Here is an 18,168-nt window from a genome sequence, read left to right as displayed (position 1 = left end):
CTCCGGTCCCGCCAGCTCCTCCTTGGCGAAGGCTTGACAGTTGCATAATCCGACCGGTCGGTCAATAATAAACTGACATTCTGGACCGCGGCTTCGATGCCGTCGAGAGCTCAGGCCAACGAACAACTGGTTCCCTCCGCCGATCCTCAAACATTCGCGATAATCATCACCGCAACGCGGAACCACCAAGCCTTCTAGCAGTTGAATATAGACGAAGCGGTCTATCAGCTTTGCGGACCCAGAGGCGCGAATTGCCATGACTGAACATCAGGCGGACGTCTTCGATCTTTTTTCGGAGATCTATAAGAGTGCGGCGCAAGAGGAAATCAGCATCCAGCAATATCTGCTTGCCTGCCGCGAAGACAAATCCATGTATGCCACCGCCCCGGAACGCATGGTCGAGGCGATCGGTGAGCCAAATCTCATAGACACCAGCAAGGACGAACGGCTCGGGCGGATTTTCTCAAACCGCACCGTCAAGGTGTATCCATCCTTCGCTGACTTCTACGGCATGGAAGACACGATCGAGCGGATAGCAGGCTATTTCCGTTATGCTTCCCAAGGCCTCGAGGAACGCAAGCAGGTCCTCTATCTTCTGGGTCCCGTCGGCGGCGGCAAATCCTCGCTCGCCGAGCGGCTGAAAAAACTGATGGAGCAACGTCCGATCTATACGCTGAAGGTCGGCAACGAAATCAGCCCGATCTTCGAGTCGCCCCTTGGACTTTTCCAGCCCGACCGCATGGGAGATTTGCTGGAGGATAAATACGGGATCGCCCGGCGCAGGCTCAACGGCCTGATCTCACCCTGGGCCGCCAAGCGTCTCGATGAAATGTCCGGTGACATCTCCAAGTTCAGCGTCGTCAAGCTGATGCCGTCGAGACTGCGGCAGATCGCCATTGCCAAGACCGAGCCCGGTGACGAGAACAACCAGGACGTCTCGGCCCTGGTCGGCAAGGTCGACATCAGACAGCTCGAAAACTTCAGCCAATCGGATCCGGATGCCTATTCCTACAGCGGTGGGCTGAACCGCACCACGCAAGGCCTGCTGGAATTCGTCGAGATGTTCAAGGCACCCATCAAGGTCCTGCATCCGCTGCTGACGGCGACCCAGGAGGGCAGCTACAACGGCACGGAGAATTTCGGGGCTTTCCCTTATCAGGGCATCATCGTGGCCCATTCCAACGAGTCGGAGTGGCAGCAGTTCAAGACCAACAGGAACAACGAAGCCTTCCTCGACCGCATTCTGGTGGTCAAGGTGCCTTACTGCCTGAGGGTCACCGAGGAGAGGCAGATCTATGAAAAGCTGCTGCGCGAGAGCGAACTGGCCAGCAGCCCCTGCGCTCCGGAAGTGCTCGATATACTGAGCCGTTTTTCGGTCTCGACCCGGCTCGCCGAGCACGACAATTCCCCTCTCTACACAAAGATGCGCATCTATGACGGGGAAAATCTGAAGGAGATCGACCCGAGAGCGAAATCCGTCCAGGAGTATCGTGATACTGCGGGCGTCGACGAAGGCATGAACGGCGTCTCCACACGCTTCGCCTTCAAGATCCTGTCGCAAACCTTCAATTACGACACCAAGGAAGTGGCGGCCGATCCCGTCCATCTCATGTACATCCTGGAAGAGGCGATCAAGCGGGAGCAGTTCCCGAAGGAGACCGAGGCGTCCTATCTGGAATTCATCAAGTCGGAACTCGCCGCGCGTTACGCGGAATTCATCGGCCACGAAATCCAGAAGGCCTATCTGGAATCCTACAGCGAGTACGGCCAGAACCTGTTCGACCGCTATATCGCCTATGCCGATGCCTGGATCGAAGACCAGGACTACAAGGACCCCGACACCGGCCAGATCCTCGATCGGGAGGTTCTGGACAACGAGCTGTCGCAGGTCGAGAAACCGGCCGGCATCGCCAACCCCAAGGATTTCCGCAACGAGGTGGTGAAGTTCACGCTGCGTGCGCGGGCCCGCAACAACGGCCGCAATCCGTCGTGGACCAGTTATGAGAAGCTGCGTGAAGTGATCGAGAAGCGCATGTTCGGCCAGGTCGAGGATCTCCTGCCGGTCATTAGCTTCGGATCGAAGCAGGATAGCGTTACCGAAAAGCGTCACAACGAGTTCGTGCAGCGGATGGTGGAACGCGGCTACACCCAACGGCAGGTACGCCGGCTGGTCGATTGGTACATGCGGGTCAACAAGGCCGGTTAAGAGCCGGGATGGTTCCATGCCGATCTTCATCGATCGTCGACTGAACCCGAAGGACAGGAGCCTCGCCAATCGCCAGCGCTTCTTGAAACGGGCGCGCGAGGAGCTGAAGCAGAACGTTCGCGACGAAATCCGAAGCCGTCGGATCGCCGAGGTCGATGCCGAGCATACCCTGCCGATACCAAAGAAGGGCACCGGCGAGCCGAACTTCGATGACGCGAAGAACAGCGGTCGCCGCGAGCGCATCCTGGTCGGCAACAAGCAGTTCGCCGTGGGGGATTTGATCCCCAAGCGAGGCCAGGGTGGCTTCGGATCGTCGACGCCGGGTGACACCGCTTCGGAAGACGATTTTCGCTTCGTGCTTTCGCGCGAGGAGTTTCTCGATCTTTTCTTCGAAGACCTCGAACTGCCTGACCTCGTCAAGCTGAGCCTCAAGGAAATCGTCGCATTCAAGCCGCGCCGCGCCGGTTTCACCCAAAGCGGCGCCCCGACCAACATCAATGTCGGGCGCACGATGCGAAACAGCTACGGCCGTCGTATCGCCCTCAAACGCCCCAAGCGCGGAGACATTGAGGCGATCGAACAGGAACTCGCATTTCTGCAGGTTCAGCCATCCAGCGAGGCAATCCTCCAGCGCATCGTGGCCTTGAATGAAGAGCTCGAGCGACTGGAGCGGCGCCGCAGAAAGATTGCCTATGTCGATCCGGTCGATATCCGCTTCAATCGCTTCGAACCGCAGCCTCTGCCCAATGCCAATGCCGTCATGTTCTGCCTGATGGACGTGTCCGGTTCCATGGGAGAGCGTGAGAAGGACCTCGCCAAGCGTTTCTTTGTGCTGCTGCACCTGTTCCTGCAGCGTCGCTACAAACGCACCGAAATCGTCTTCATCCGCCATACCCACGAAGCACATGAAGTGGACGAGGAAACCTTCTTCTACTCCACGCAAAGCGGCGGCACGGTCGTCTCCACGGCGCTCGAAGAGATGCATCACATCATCGCCAAGCGCTATCCGGTGAGCGAGTGGAACATCTATGCGGCGCAGGCTTCGGATGGCGACAACTTCTTTTCCGATTCCGAGCGATGCATTGCTCTGCTCGATGGCGAGTTGATGCGCCTGTGCCAGTATTTCGCCTATATCGAGATCATCGATGAACGCGAAAGCGAGATTTTCGGCGCGACCGAAAATGGAACATCGCTGTGGCAGGCCTACAGCAAGGTCGCCGGCCGCTGGCCGAATTTCCAGATGAGCCGGATCGCCAAGGCAGCCAACATATATCCGGTTTTCCGGAAGCTCTTCACCAAACAGCCGACGATCGGCAAAAGTACCTAGAGCGGAATGCGATCAAGATGAACCGTTACTCCGCTCTATCTCTTTGTTTTATCGCATGATCTTTGTCCGAAAAGTCTGTCAACTTTTCGGGATCATGCTCTAGGAGGTACCATGCCAGCGAGCAAGGCGCGCCTACTCTTTTCCGGTTCCGACTGGGATTTCAGGAAACTGTCGCAGGTTTACGAAGCGATCGAGGAAATCGCCGTCGAGGAACTTCAACTCGATGTCTATCCAACTCAATTGGAGATCATTTCGTCCGAACAGATGCTCGACGCCTACGCATCGGTCGGTATGCCGCTGATGTATCGTCATTGGTCGTTCGGCAAGCATTTCCTCTATCAGGAGTTGCTCTACCGCAAAGGCGGCCGTGGACTGGCCTATGAGCTGGTCATCAATTCCAACCCCTGCATCGTCTATCTCATGGAAGAAAACACGATGGCCCTGCAGGCCCTGGTCACAGCGCATGCCGCTCTCGGCCACAATCATTTCTTCAAGAACAATCATCTGTTCCGCCAGTGGACCGACGCGGCGATGATCCTCAGCTACCTGGACTTTGCGAAGGACTATATTGCTCGCTGCGAAGAGCGTCACGGTCTTGCCGCCGTCGAGGAGATCCTGGATGCAGCGCACGCATTGAAGGAGCAGGGCGTATTCCGCTATCAGCGGCCGCCCAAACTGTCGTCGGAGCAGCAACGCAAGGGACTGCGCGAACGGCTGGAATACGAAGAACGGTCCTACAACGACCTATGGCGTACACTACCGGCGTCGCGGGGAAGCAGCGAAGACCAAAATCAGGCCGAGCGGAAAAAGAACCTCAATCTGCCGGAAGAGAACCTGCTCTATTTCCTGGAAAAGAACAGTCCGACCCTGGAACCCTGGCAGCGCGAGATCATCCGCATCGTGCGGGTCATCGCGCAGTATTTCTACCCGCAGCGGCAAACCCAGGTGATGAACGAAGGCTGCGCCACTTTCGTCCACTATACGCTGATGAACATGCTGTTCGATCGCGGCCGCATCAGCGAGGGCGCCCTGCTCGAAATGCTAAGCAATCACTCGAACGTTGTCTTCCAGCCAGGCTTCGACGATCCCCGTTTTTCCGGCATCAACCCCTATGCGCTCGGGCTGGACATGATGCAGGATATCAAGCGCATCGCGACAGAGCCGACGGAAGAGGATCGCGACTGGTTCCCAGATATCGCCGGTAGTGGCGATTGGCGAAGAATATTGCTCGAAGCCTGGGCCGACCACCGCGACGAGTCCTTCATCCGCCAGTATCTCAGCCCTGCCCTGATCCGAAAATGGCGGTTGTTCCTGTTGGTCGACGGCGCTGACGAACCTCACTACAAGGTGGCCTCGATCCACAACGAACGTGGCTACGAGAAAATACGTTCCGTCCTGGCGCATAGCTACGAGGTCGGTGCAAACAGACCGGACATACAGGTCGTGGATGTCGATCTGCTCGGCGACCGCCACCTGCGGCTGCAGCACGAGGTGAGGAACGGCGTCCTTCTGGAAGACAAAAGCCGCGACGACACGCTGCGTCATATCAGAAGGCTTTGGGGTTACGAGGTCAGCTTGGCGTCCGTGGATGCCGAAACCGGAGCGACGATTGCCGATCGCGCAACCAGCCAGATCGCAGAATGAGCCTCGAAAACCAGCGCTGAATGGACCGCTCTTTCTCGTTAAGCCTCTCGCCACAAGGCCCTGGCCAGCCGTCCCTCACCATTTCATCCCGATTTTTGCGGTTCCTGCGATGTTGTGGACGTTTCGGGAGACCTCGCCCTGGAGCGTTGCCGCGGCGAAGAAGCCGTTGGCGGTTGTGTATTGGACACCGACGTCGATGAGTGCGCTGTAGCGGTCCGGATTGGCCCCTTCGATGCTGAAGCTGGTGCCAGGCAGGGCCTGGAAGCCGGCGACGAAGCCGATTGCGTCGCCGCCATTGATGGCAAGGGCGGCACGGCCCGAGAGCGTCAGCGTTGCATCGTTGTCGAGGCCGATGCCGTGATCCAGCCTGGCGCCGAGCTCGGTGCGGGTGACGGTCGTGGTGTTGCCCTTGTAGGTCAGCCCGAAGCTGCCGGCGCCGGTCTCGGAGTAGCCCGGCATCCGGTAGGCGATGGCCTGGAAGGCGGCATAGGGGGTGAGCGTCGCCAGCGATGTCTCGATGTCGTAGCCGGCCTCGATGCGTCCGGAGAAGGCATGGGCGTTGAAATCGCCCGACAGCACAGTGCCGAGCACGGTGCGGCTGGTCTCGGCATCGTAGAAGCTGTAGGCGGCCGCAGCGGCGACATAGGCGTTGCCGAACTCCTGCCGGCCAAAGGCACCGGCATTGAAGAAGCGCGCGCTGCCGCTGCCGAGCTTGTCGGCAAGATGGAAGTCCGACGAGCCGCCGCCCAGCGCGATGCCGAGCGTGGCGTCGTCCCATTTGCGGGCAATACCGCCGGCCAGTCCAAATGTCTTCAGGTCGGTGTCATGGGAGCCGGCAGCACTGTCGCCACCGATCTCGGAGGTACCGCCATAGGTGGCACCCCAGCTGCGCCAGCGGCTGTCGAAGACCTTTGCGACAGGACCGGCCAGACGATCGGACTTGGCGCCGAGGGCAGCCAAGGCTTTGTCACCGTCTCCTGCTGTCTTCTCGTCGGCAAAGGCAGCCACTGTGCTGCTGGAGGAAGTGCCCTGCCCGCCACGATCCGCCATCGCCTCACCCGACAGCAGGCTCAGGAACTGATCGGTACCCTGGATGCCGGAGCTGATCGCACCGGCCGTCGGCTCGCCGGAGACCAGCGAGAGGCCGGCGCTGTCGAGCGCACCGAACTCCGTCTGGATGCCGCCCTTGGCATCGAAATAGCCGACGATGGCATTAGCCACGGAGCGCTGGTTGCGGTTGAGCGGATCGAAGACCGGCCTGCCGCCAGGATTGCCCGGCTCACGCATGTCGAGATCGAGCGCCAGATAGGCATTGTTGCCGTCATAGGCGAGCTTGTGCGTGAAGCCGGTCGGGGCAGTGCCGGTCAAGCCGGCGAAGGTGGTGCCGCCCAGTCCGCCCTGTGCATTGAGGATGGTGTAGGTCTTCTGGATATAGGTGGCCGCCGCATAGCTGGTGGCGACGGTGCCGCCGGAGAGATTGGCGGTTCCTGTCACATTGGTACGGTCGGCGGAAGCCGGGTCGAGCTCGATCGCATAGGTCGAGCCGGCACCCATCACCAGATTGCCGGCGACGTTGACGGTGCCGATCGAATTGCCCGGAGCCAGCGTGCCGCCATTCATCACCGTCACCGAAGCCAATGTGCCGGTACCGCCGAGCGTGCCGCCTGTTTCGACGGTGATACCCGACGAAGAGGCGATCGAGCCGTTGACCGACAGCGTGCCCTGCTTGACGAAGGTCTGGCCGGTATAGGTGCTGGTTCCCGACAGCATCAGCTTGCCGGAGCCGGACTTGGTGAAGGTGCCGCCGCCGGAGAGAGCGCCGGAGAAGGTCGAGTTGCTGGTCTCGTCGACGGTGAGATTGCCACTTCCCATTGCGACGTCGCCGGCCCCCGACAGCGTGCCGATGACCTGGTCGAGGCTGCCGAGATCAAGCTTGGCGCCGCCCGCCACCGACACCGCGCTGCGAGCCGAGAAGGCATGGGCGACACTGGCGCTCAACGTGCCTTGCGCAACCGTGGTAGCGCCGCTGTAGTCGTTGTGGCCCGACAGCGTCAGGGTTCCCGCCCCCGCCTTGGTCAGGCCGCCGGCACCGGTGATGTCGGCAGCGACGCCTGCCGCGAAGCCATTGCTGTCGAAGGTGCCGCCGCCTGCCTGGAGCGTGACCGCGCGGGTTGCCGCGACATCGAAGGCTGCGTCATAGCGCAGCGCGCCGCCATCGAAGGTGAGCGCGCCGGCGGCATCGCCGAGATTGCCGTCGCTCGAAGCGGCGATCGTGCCCTTGTTGAAGAAGGTGCCGCCCGAATAGCTGTTGGTGCCCGCAAGCACCACCACGCCAGTGCCGTTCTGCGCGACCTGGCCGTGGCTGCCTGCCCTGTCCGAGATGACGCCGAGGAAGGTGTAGGTGTCCGAGCGGTTGAAGGCGAGCGTGCCGCCAAGCTGCACATCGCCCAGGATCGAGCCTGTGGTGCCGCCATTGCCGATCTGCAAGGTGCCGGCTTCAACCACGGTGCCGTCGCCATAGGTGTTGTCATTGGTCAGGATCAGCGTGCCGGCGCCGGCCTTGTGCAGGGTGCCGGGATCGGAGGCATCGGCAATCACGCCGGCAATGGTCATGGTGTGGCCGTTGGTATCGACCGTGCCATAGCTCGGGCTGACCTCGAAACGGTTGGCGAAGGAAAGACCATCCGCGCCCGCCTGGAACAGGCCGGCATCGTTCAACAACACATGGCCACTACCGACCGCATGATCGTTGGTCACGATGAGTTTGGTGCTGCCGGGGGCTCCGAAATACCCCACGGTGGTACCACCGGTGTAGGTGTTGACACCGGTCAAGGTCAGCGTGCCGCCACTCAGCGTGAGCGAACCGCCGGTCGAAGTGTTGAAGCAGTCGGTACCTGTCGCCCCGCAATCGCTGATGATGCCGGAGAAGGTGCCATCCGCATTCACGATGCCGAGGTTCCTGTCGCCGAGATAGACCTGGCCGCTGCCGGTCAGCGCTTTGATCCCCGGCCCGGATCCGGTACTCTGCGCGGAAATGTCGAAGACGCCATTCGCGATGACACCGCTGGAGGCAAACAAGCTGCCATCGCCCGAGAGCTGCAAGGTGCCCCCCTGCTCGATCGTCGTCGAGCCGGTGAACATGTTGACGCCCGAGAACATCTGGGTCGCGCCATTGGCGATCACCACGCTGCCACCGGTGCCGCCGCCGATACCGCCGTCGCGGATCGAGCCGCCGAACAGGGAACCGTCGGTGATGGTGAGGGTCTTCGAACCGAGCGCCACGATGCCATTGCCGGTTGCACTGAACAGGCCGGCGATGCGCGCGCCCGCGGTCGTCTGCGAAATGTCGAGAACCCCGTTGGATACAAAGCCGACATAGGCAGAGCTTGCGATCGATCCGCTCCCCTTCAGCGCCAGCGTGGCACCGGCGTCGATCTGCGTGGCATTGGTGTAGGTGCTGACGCCCGACAATGTCTGCGTGCCGCCGGCGATCTCCACTCCGCCGCTACCCTTGATGAGGCCGGCGAATTCTGTCGAACCGTTGGTTATGACCAATCCCTTGCTGCCGAGCTCGACCGTTCCGATGGAAGTGCCGGCAAGGCTGGTGATCGCTGCGAACGGCAGCGACCGCCCGGAAATGTCGAATGTGCCGTTTTCAATGGCGACGACGCTCGACATACCGATGTTGCCCAGCCCCGACAGCGCCAGCGTGCCGCCCTTGATGGTCGTGGCGCCGGTATAGGTGTTGGCGCCCGAGAGGATCAGCGTGCCGCTGCCGAACTTGTCGAGCCCGATGCCCGCGCCCCCCGTCAGCGCCGAGGCGATCTCGGCTATGGCTCCGCCGTTGACGGTGACAAAGCTCGCCGCGGTGTTGTTCTCGCTGTCACCGCTCAGCGTCAGATCATCGCCTTCGATCTTGTAGCCGTCGCTCGCGAACTGGATGCCTTCGAAATCGACAGGTCCGCTGACTTTCACCAGTCCACCCGTACCCGCAAACACCGCGACAGAACCACGCCATTGATCGTTGAAATCGGCGCTGCCGGGAGCGCCGGTCCAGTTGGTTCCAGCGGCGCTCCACATCCCGGCACCGCCATTGACGATGCCGTTGCCGATGGCGTCGGCACCATCCCAGAACTGGACGATCTGATCGCCATTCTGGATGAACAGGTTCACCTGATGCGGGATAGCGGTCTGGACGCTGGCGTTGATCGGCACGCTCGCATAGTTGCCGGAGACTGTGCCGTCGACATCGAAGAGCCTGTAATAGCCCGACACTGCGCCGGGCGTCAGCAACGTGCCGCCGAGCACAAGATTGCCAGTGACGTAGACGAGGTCATTGGCGGGACCGCCGACAACCCCCGGCGCACCCAGTTCGAAGAGACTGGTCGACGTCGAGCCCAGGACCAGATTGCCGTCGACTGTCAGCTTGCCAGGGCTGCTGCCGGCTGACAGCGTGCCGTTGATGACGGTGCTGCCAAGCGTGCCGTTGCCACCAATCGTTGCACCCGCGTCGACGGTAACACTCGACGACGAAGCAATCGAGCCGTTCACGAGCAACTTGCCGCCACTCACCGTCGTGGCGCCGCTGTAACCGCTGTTGCCGGAAAGCGTCAGCGTCCCGCTGCCGGTCGTGGTCAACCCGCCGGTGCCTGTGATGCCCTGTGAGATCGACGTGGCGAAGCCATTGGTGTCAATTGTACCGCCACCCCCGTTGAAGATGATCTGACGCGTGGCGGCGAGATCGAACGACGCGCCCAGTTTGAGCGCGCCGCCGTCGAAGGTCAGGACGCCGGAGGCATCGCCCAGATTGACGTCCCTCGTCGCCTGCACGGCGCCTCCCAGCAGCGAGGTGCCACCGGTATATGTGTTGTTGCCGGAAAGCGTCAGGACACCGGTGCCGGTCTTGACCAGCGAACCGCCGGTGCCCGTGGGGCCGTCCGCGATCGTACCGCTGACCTCGGTCGACTGATCGTTGGACCCAACCGTCAGCTTCTTGGATCCGAGATAATATGTACCGGCTCCTTCGATCGAACCGACAGTCGTCCCGGCCGAGGTCAGGTCTTTGATATGAAAACTGCCGCCAGCCTTGTTGATAAAGCGTGCAGAACCACCGCTGCTGGTGTCCTGGAATTTGACCGAGCCGCCCGAGTTGATCGTAATGGCCGCGCTTTCCGCCGTGCTGTCACCCGCAAAAACAATGACACCGTCGTTCTCGACCGTCGCGCTGCCAGCCGTGCTGCGGTCGTTGAAATTCATGGCCGACATGTTGCTGATGCGGGCATGGTCAGCCGAACTGTCGCCGTTGAAATTGATCGACTGAAGATTGGAGATCTCGGCGCTTGCCGCCTTGCTGCTGTCGTGGAAGTTGAGAACGCCGCTGCCGTTGTTGATGTTGGCACTACCGCCGGTGGCCGTATCGTGGAAATTCACCGTGCCGGCATTGATCTGGATGGTGCTGCCGCTGCCGCCGGCATTTGCGGCAGCGCGGAAATTGGTGGTGCCGCTGTTGGTGATGGACAGGGCGCTGGCCGCGTCGATGTTGACGATGTCGAAGGTGCCGCTCGCGGCTACCTCGACGGAACCCATGATCTTGCCCGCAACGCCGCCGCCGCCAATCGTGCCGAGCTGCAGCGTGCCGGCATTGACCGCCGTGCCACCGCGATGGCTGCTGGTTCCGGTCAGCGTCAACGTACCGGTGCCGATTTTGCTTAGAGCCAGAGTAGGAAAGCCCGCACCGCCATCCTGGAACGTTCCGTTGAAAACGGTCGAGCTGTCGTCGCGACCGACCGTCAATGTCGCGTCGGAACTGCCGGTATTGGTGACAAGCCCGTCACCGGTCAGCGAGTTGATCTCCTGATCGAACCCGCCGAGATCGATGGTCGCGCCGCCGGCAACAGAGAACGCGCCAATCGACGAAAATGCGTTGGTCGCGCCGCCTTGCAGCGTGCCGCCGGAAACCGCCGTCCGCCCGGCATAGGTGCTGGTGCCCGAAAGCTTCAGCGTGCCATTGCCGAGCTTGACCAGCGAACCGCCGGTACCGCCGATAGTCCCGCTGACCTCGGTCGAGAGGCCGTTCGAACCGACGGTCAACTCGTTGTCGCCTAGCAGATAGGAGCCACCGCCAGCGATCGAGCCGGCGCTGAGCTTCTTGTCGCCGTTGGCGCCAGTCGAACCGGAGAAATCGACGGTGCCGGCAACGTTGTTGATCTCGGCATTGCCGGCATTGCTGTTGAAGAGGAACGCAACATTGGAATTGTTGGTGATTTTGGCACTGCCGGCCGTCGCAGTGGAGCGGAATGTCAGGCTGCCGTTGTTCGTGATCTCGGCGGAGCCCGCCTGGCTCGCATCATAAAAAGTCAGATCCTGATCGTTGGTTATGTCGGCATTGCCCGCAGAGCTGTTTCCATAGAAGGCCAGCGTGCCGCCGTTGGTGATGTGCGCAGCGTCCGCGGAACTGAAATTATCGAAGTTCAGGAAACCACCGTTGTTGTTGGTGATTGCGGCGTTGCCCGCCAGACTGTTCTGATAGAACAGAAGCGTGTTGTTGTTGGTGATGTTGCTTGCGCCGGCCTTGCTGCCGTCGTGAAACTCGACAAAGAAGTTGTTGGTGATCCTGGCGCTGGCGGCGCTGCTGGTGTCGTAGAAATACAGCTCGCCCGTATTCGTGATCGTGGCGCTGCCTGCAGTGGTGTTGTTGTAGAAATTCGTGGTGGCTTTGTTCGTGATGCCTGTGATGGCCGTCGTGTCGGCATTGGTCAGGTTGAATGTGCCACTGTTTACGGTCACCGCCCCACGGATGGAGCCAGCAGTGCCGCTGGTGCCCAGTTGCAGCCCACCGCCACCGCTCACGGTGGTTCCACCGGTGTAGGTGTTGTTGCCGGTGAGAATGACCATGCCGGAAGGACCGGTCTTGACCAGGCCGGCGCTGCCCGCCAGCGTCGCGCCAATCGTGCCCGCCCCCAAGAGGTTGAGATTGTTGGCGGCTTCGATGATACCGGTGCCCGAGATAGTGCCGCCGTTGAAGGTGAGTGTCCCCAGGCTGAGCTTCCGGCCGGCATCGATGGTCAACGTCGCGGTGTCGGAGTTTGTAAACGTGGCCACATTGAACATATCGCCGCCGGTCAGCGACACCTGGCCGTTGCCCAGGTTGTTGATGTTGCTCACCTGCACGTCGACATCGCCGCCGAGAACCTTGATCTGACCGCGATTGTTGACGCTATAGCCAACTCCAGGAGAGAGTGTCGCCGTACCGCCCGGGCCGTTGAAATTGATCGTGCCAGTGGCATTGTTGTTGATGTCGCCATTATCCATCACGACGCCGTCGGTAGCGACATTGATGACGGAATCGTTGTTCAGCGTGTTGCCCGTGCCGAAGAGCCTCGCACCGACGCCGAGCGTGATCCCTCCCGCATTCGCGATCGTCCCGGCCGACAGCATGCTGCCGGCGCCGATCGTTACAGTGCCGAAATTGTTGAGACTGGTGAACCCGGTCGCATCGCCAGCGGCATCGCTCACCGTGAGTGTGGCGCCACCATTCACCTGAAGGACGTTCGAGTATATGCCGGAAACGGTCGTCGTGCCCGCGGCAAGCTCGATCTTGCCGATATTGCTGCCGGCAAGCGCCTGGATGCTGTTCGTCCCGCCGGTGATGGCGATGGCGGAAGTGAGGTTTCCGGTAAGGCCGCCGGCGCCGCCACGCGCGCCGCCCAAAATGGTCCCGCTGTTGATGATCGTCAGGTTCTGGCCGATGATTCCGTAGCCGCCGGCCTGAGGGCGATAGGGCTGGAAGTTCTGGAAATCCGTGCCGCCACCACCTCCTTGGATCGTACCGGAATTGTTGATCGTCAGGCCATTGGTGGCGGTTGCAGTAATGCCGTTGCCGCCCAGCCCTCCCGCGCCATTGCCAGAGGGATCGGCAAATGGGTTGCTGATACCGGGACCGACCACGGATGCCCCACCACCGCCATTGCCGCCGGTTACGGTGCCAGTATTGGTCAGACTGCTCCCCGTCGTGACAATGATGCCGGACCCGCCACCGCCACCACCGCCGCCGCCAGCATAGTTCCAGGATTGTGAATAGTTCGCGGCGCCGGAACCACCGTTGCCGCCGTTACCTCCCTTGATCGTAGCGCTATTGACAATATCAGTCGTCAGCCTGAGACCGGCGCCACCCGCACCGCCACCGCCGCCGCCCGCGCCTAAGCTATATCCCGCTCCCCCGCCGCCGCCGCCGTCCGAGCCACCTCCTGAACCGCCACGATTGCCAGAACCGCCCGTTGCGCCGCCACCGCCACCAGAGCCCGTCGCGCCGCTGCCGTCCCCGGCATTGCCGGCGGCTCCGCCGCCGCCCGGAGTGGAATAGTTCGGCGCTCCTCCACCGTTTGAGCCATTCTGACCAATACTGTCCGGCCATGCCGGTCCCGCGGCGGCGATCAGCGCCAACGGCGCCACTGAGGCAGTCAACAATGCCATACGCATGACAGCCGACCGCAGCGCAGCGCGGTTGGCTTGCGTCAGGTTCTTCTTCCCAGAAATCACGAAAATGCTCCGCATGCTTTGATGTCGGCGGTGGAATTGGAGAGGGGCGGCCGACGCGTCACGCGAGGCAGATGCACCCGAAAAAAGTCAGGCGCGGCAACTGCGGGATATCTGCCGAAGCGGCGTGCAAATCGCGGCTCCAAGCGGTCAACGCCGCCTTCAAAATCCTTGATTTCAAAGTAAGTTCCCCGCACAAGCAGCCCTGCCCTGAAACGGCATCCCGAGCATTTCATCTCATTGAAGGTGCGGAGCCGTCCTGAAGCGGCGTCGAAGACTTTCTGAAGATTTTCTGATATTTGAACGATACGCGGCACTGCTACGGAAGGTGGGGGGGAAGTGCTCCGGTTCGCCGGCTTTGAGCTCGATCAGCGACGTGCGGAGTTGCGGGATGCCGATGGCAGCCCGGTACGGCTGCGTCCGAAAACCTTCGACATGCTGTATCTCTTCGCCGCCAATGCTGGACGGATCGTCAGCAAGCAGGAACTGATGGAGGCAATCTGGCCGAACATCCATGTCGGCGAGGACAGCCTGTTCCAGTGCATCCGCGAAATACGGACAGCGCTCGGTGACGAAGAACGCAGCCTGATCAAGGTCGTCTCCGGGCGTGGCTACATGTTCGATGCCGAAGTGACGGGCGCGCCTGCCGATCTTGTTGTTCAAACGGAGTCTGTATCGACCGCGACAAAGGAGGAGCGGACAACTGCCCCGTCAGCGGAAATGCACGCAGCGCCAGCGGCACGACAGCAATCCTTCCGTGGCTTGCGCGGCTGGGCTGCTATCGTCATGAGTTTCTGCGCGATCCTCGGCTTGGCGGCCGCGGCGCCGGGGATCGCGCCAAACTTGATTTTCTCGCGCAAGCCGCCCGTGGTCATGGTGATGCCGATCGCCGCCGCAAACAGCGATGCGCAATCGGCGTCGATGGCGGGAAACGTGACCGAGCGCCTGAGCGATGGCCTGGCCAGGATCGACACGATCCGCGTGGTCACGTCACGAACAAAACCGGCGACGGCATTGCTGGCCGGTGTGTCAGCCTCCGTCGTCGATGCCGATTTCCTGGTGAATGGCGAGCTGCAGCGAAGCCCCAATGCCTGGACATTGGAAGCGCGCATGACCGACACCGCGACCGGCGAGGTAAAATGGACGACGTCGGTTTCGGTCGGCACAGACGAAATCGAGACGTCCGTTCAGCAATCCAGGCTCGCCGCCGGCCTCGGTCATGAGCTCGCGCTGCGTATCAACGCATCGCTTTATCCCGATGCCAGGGGAATCGCACTTAATTCACCCGCCGACAACGCCAAGGTTGTCGTCGAGCAGGCCGTCGCCTCGATCAACCAGACGACGCGCGAGCGCTTTGCCACGGCACAGGTGATGCTGGAGAATGCGCTGACCGAAGAACCGGACAATGTCGACCTGCAAGTCACGCTCGCAGCGTTGCAGACGCGCGGCATCCAGATGGTCTGGTATGGCCCGGTCGAAATGACTGCGTCGGAAACACGGGCAAGGTCTTTGCTGGAACGCGCGCTGCACGCAAAGCCGCGCTACTTGCCTGGCCTGGAAGCCTATTGCCGTTTCCTGACCGCAACCAACAATTTCGTCGAAAGCCTGGTGGCCTGCGCACGTGTGCTGAACCTCGATCCCTGGAACGGCGGTGCGCTCTACCAGCTTGGCCTCACGCAGCTTCAGCTCGGCCGCACCGAGGATGCACTTGCAACGTTCAAGCAGGCAGATGGCTTCGACACCCCTGCCGTCTCCCGCTGGACCTGGAAGATCGGCATCGGCTGGGCCTATCTCATGCTCGGCCGCAATGACGAGGCGGTGGAATGGATCAAAAAATCCATCGCCATTACGCCTGCCTCGGGGCGCCCCTACCTGTTGCTGGCCGCAGCGCTTCAACGCGCCGGCCACCCGGATGAGGCAAAGGCCGCGCTGGCCAAAGGGATGGCACTGCGCCCAAATTCAACCGCGCTGAACGTGCGGCCACCAGACCGCAACGCCAGCCCGGCCTTTGTCGAAGCGAGCTTGGGCATCGTCCAGACGATGGTCGATGTAGGGCTGCCGCGAAACTAAAGGCCCTCCAGAAATCATTGAGCACGGAGCCACAATGGGGACTCCGCGCTCATCCTGATCGGCCTGCCTTAAAAACTCCCTCTCACGCCAACACCGAAGGTGCGTGGCATGGTCATGCTCGCCTCGACGCCACCGATGCCGCGGTTCTGCTGCATGTAGGTCGGCGCGCGTTCGTCGAAGATGTTCTTGACGTAGCCATAGACCTGCAGGTGCTCGTTGAAGTCGTAGCTCGCACGGGCATCCGCGATCGTATAGGGCTCGATCAGATAACTCGGCGTGTTGGCCGTATCGGAATAATACCTGTCCATGTGGCGGACCTCGCCGGAGAGGTTGAACTTCTCCGTCACGTCCCAGCTGGCGCCGAAGCTCAGCATATAGCCGGGCGACTTGGCGAACTCGTTGCCTTCGTAGCTGACATTGCTGGCGATCCTGTCGATGCGCGTGCGCAGCAAACCTACGCTTGCCTTGAGCGTCAGATTGTCGAGTATCAGGTAATCCGCTCCGACCTCCAGCCCATAGGCATGGGCCTTTTCGGCGTTGATCGTGTAGGACTGCGCAACGCCGGAGGAGATGACGACCGGTATCGTGTACTGGGCGTTCTTGAAATCCATGTAGAACAGATTGCCATTGAGTGTCAGCGTGTCGTCCAGCAGGCTGGCGCGCGTGAACAGCTCATAATTCCAGAGTGTTTCTTCCTCGAAAGGCATCCACTTTCGTGCGTTGAGGTTCAGCGATACGCCGCCCGGATTGTAGCCACGGTTCACCATCGCACCCACGGTGAGGTCAGGCGTCACCGCATAGGCCAACGAGACTTTCGGCAACACCGCGCTGAAGGTGGTGTCGAAATCGACCGGCTGCGGCGCAAAGACCGATTTGCCCTCGCGCTGGATATGATCCTGCTGATAGCGCAGGCCGCCGGTCAGCGTCCAAAAATCGGTCAGCCGGTAGCTCGCCTCGGTGAAAAGGCCGAGATTCTGCTTGGTGTCGTCGAAGGTCGACAAACCGCTGAGATAGAGCACCTCGTCGCTCTTGGTGTGGGCGTAATAGACGCCCGCCACTCCGCTCAAGGCATCGCCCTGCTCGCCGAAGGTCACGCGCGCTTCGTTGGAGGCGTTCTTCTGCTCGACATCGGCATCGCCATTGTTGACGAGCCCGGTGGTTCGGTGAACGGACGATGCCGAATACTGTGCCTGGTTGAAGAATTTGAAGCCGTTGCCGACGTCATAGCTGATGTCGAAAATGCCGGTGTTGGTGTCCTGCTTCCAGGTCGGCATCGTTGTGGTGATGTGTTCGAGGTTCTCGAACGGCATCGACGCAGCTTCCTGCGACGGACGGTTCGACCCATTGTGCGAATAGGTGAATTTCGCTTCCAGGCCGGGGATTTCGGCCGGTTGCCACAACAGCTTGAAGCGGGCATTCAGCGCCTCGAAATCCTGGTCGGTGTCGCCGTGCTGGAATTTGGTGCTGATGTAGTCGATGAAGGTGTCACGGCCGGAATAGTCCACCGCAAGGCGCGCCGCGAGTTCGTTGTCGACGATCGGACCGGACAGCATGAACGAGGCGCGCTTGGAATTGTAGCTGCCGATCTCCGCCTGATAGGCGGCCTCGGGCGTGAAGGTCGGATCCTTGGTGTTGACGATGATCGCGCCGGCGATGGCGTTGGCGCCTTGCGAGGTTGTCTGCGGTCCACGGAATACCTCGATGCTGTCCACATCCCAGGCCGACGCCGCACCGAAATAGAACTCGTTGTAGTTCAGGTAGTGGCCGTCGAGATTGATGGTGGCGCGCGGTACCGTGCCACCCCAGAACGATCCCTGGCCGGTGAGCGGACCCTGCGTGTCCTGTCCACGGATGATCGGCGTGCTGACAGTGTCGGTGAAGACGACATTGGGCACGTCCTGGACCACCTCGGACACGGAAGAATCGCCGGTCTTTTCCTTCGCAATCTGCTTGCCGGTGATGACCGTGACAGACGAGGCCGTGTCCTTGAGGCTGCGTGCGATCTTCTCGCCGGTGATGACGATGCGCTCGAGCAAGGTAGCGCTTTCTGCCGCAGCCGGCGGTTTTTCCTTAGCCGAAGCGGCGGTCGCCGCGAACACCGACAGGATCGAAAGCGCACTGACGCCAAGCTTTAGTGGCGTAATAAGATGAGATGGCATGAAGTCCCCGATCGCCCAGACAAGAAACGCTGGCTAGGAACGGACCGTGGCTCGCGGAAGAATTCCACAATGCATAGCGCATTCCGCATGTCAACATGAGACCGGGCGTCTGAGATGAACCTCGCTGAAACTGTCGCAGGGAAAAAGAGCCCATGAGGAAACCGGGGCAACGGCAAGCCGGAGCGATTGATCGCAGACCCGAAGCACCGTAACGTCACCTCGTCCGT

Annotated in this window: 6 protein-coding genes; 4 read left to right on the top strand and 2 right to left on the bottom strand. The window is 61.1% G+C overall.

Translation table 11 applies throughout. From position 1 onward, the window contains the following. Window positions 1–256 precede the first annotated feature (256 nt). From ACFWXH_RS28795 to ACFWXH_RS28785, 3 genes are all read left to right on the top strand, one after another. Window positions 257–2,206: a PrkA family serine protein kinase gene (locus ACFWXH_RS28795; RefSeq protein ID WP_054313495.1), complete on the top strand. Its 1,950-nt coding sequence runs from the start codon at window positions 257–259 to the stop codon at window positions 2,204–2,206. A gap of 16 nt (window positions 2,207–2,222) precedes the next feature. Beyond that, window positions 2,223–3,533 carry a YeaH/YhbH family protein gene (locus ACFWXH_RS28790; protein WP_379124862.1) on the top strand — a complete coding sequence of 437 codons (1,311 nt, stop codon included), beginning with the start codon at window positions 2,223–2,225 and terminating at the stop codon, window positions 3,531–3,533. Window positions 3,534–3,644: 111 nt separating this feature from the next. Further along, window positions 3,645–5,177: a SpoVR family protein gene (locus ACFWXH_RS28785; protein ID WP_379124861.1), complete on the top strand. Its 1,533-nt coding sequence runs from the start codon at window positions 3,645–3,647 to the stop codon at window positions 5,175–5,177. 75 nt (window positions 5,178–5,252) lie between these two features. Here the strand turns inward: ACFWXH_RS28785 and ACFWXH_RS28780 are convergent, their stop codons facing one another. Beyond that, window positions 5,253–13,715: an autotransporter-associated beta strand repeat-containing protein gene (locus ACFWXH_RS28780; RefSeq protein WP_379124860.1), complete on the bottom strand. Its 8,463-nt coding sequence runs from the start codon at window positions 13,713–13,715 to the stop codon at window positions 5,253–5,255. 336 nt (window positions 13,716–14,051) lie between these two features. Between ACFWXH_RS28780 and ACFWXH_RS28775 the strand changes: the two genes are divergently transcribed. Further along, a complete protein-coding gene (locus ACFWXH_RS28775) occupies window positions 14,052–15,782 on the top strand; it encodes a winged helix-turn-helix domain-containing protein (protein ID WP_379124859.1) in 1,731 nt (576 codons plus the stop codon). A 68-nt stretch (window positions 15,783–15,850) separates the two neighbouring features. Here the strand turns inward: ACFWXH_RS28775 and ACFWXH_RS28770 are convergent, their stop codons facing one another. Then, window positions 15,851–17,941: a TonB-dependent receptor gene (locus ACFWXH_RS28770; RefSeq protein ID WP_379124858.1), complete on the bottom strand. Its 2,091-nt coding sequence runs from the start codon at window positions 17,939–17,941 to the stop codon at window positions 15,851–15,853. Between the last annotated feature and the right edge of the window lie 227 nt (window positions 17,942–18,168).

The sequence above is a fragment of the Mesorhizobium sp. NPDC059054 genome (assembly GCF_042739215.1).
Lineage (GTDB): Bacteria > Pseudomonadota > Alphaproteobacteria > Rhizobiales > Rhizobiaceae > Mesorhizobium.
This window is presented reverse-complemented; position numbering and strand designations above follow the sequence as displayed.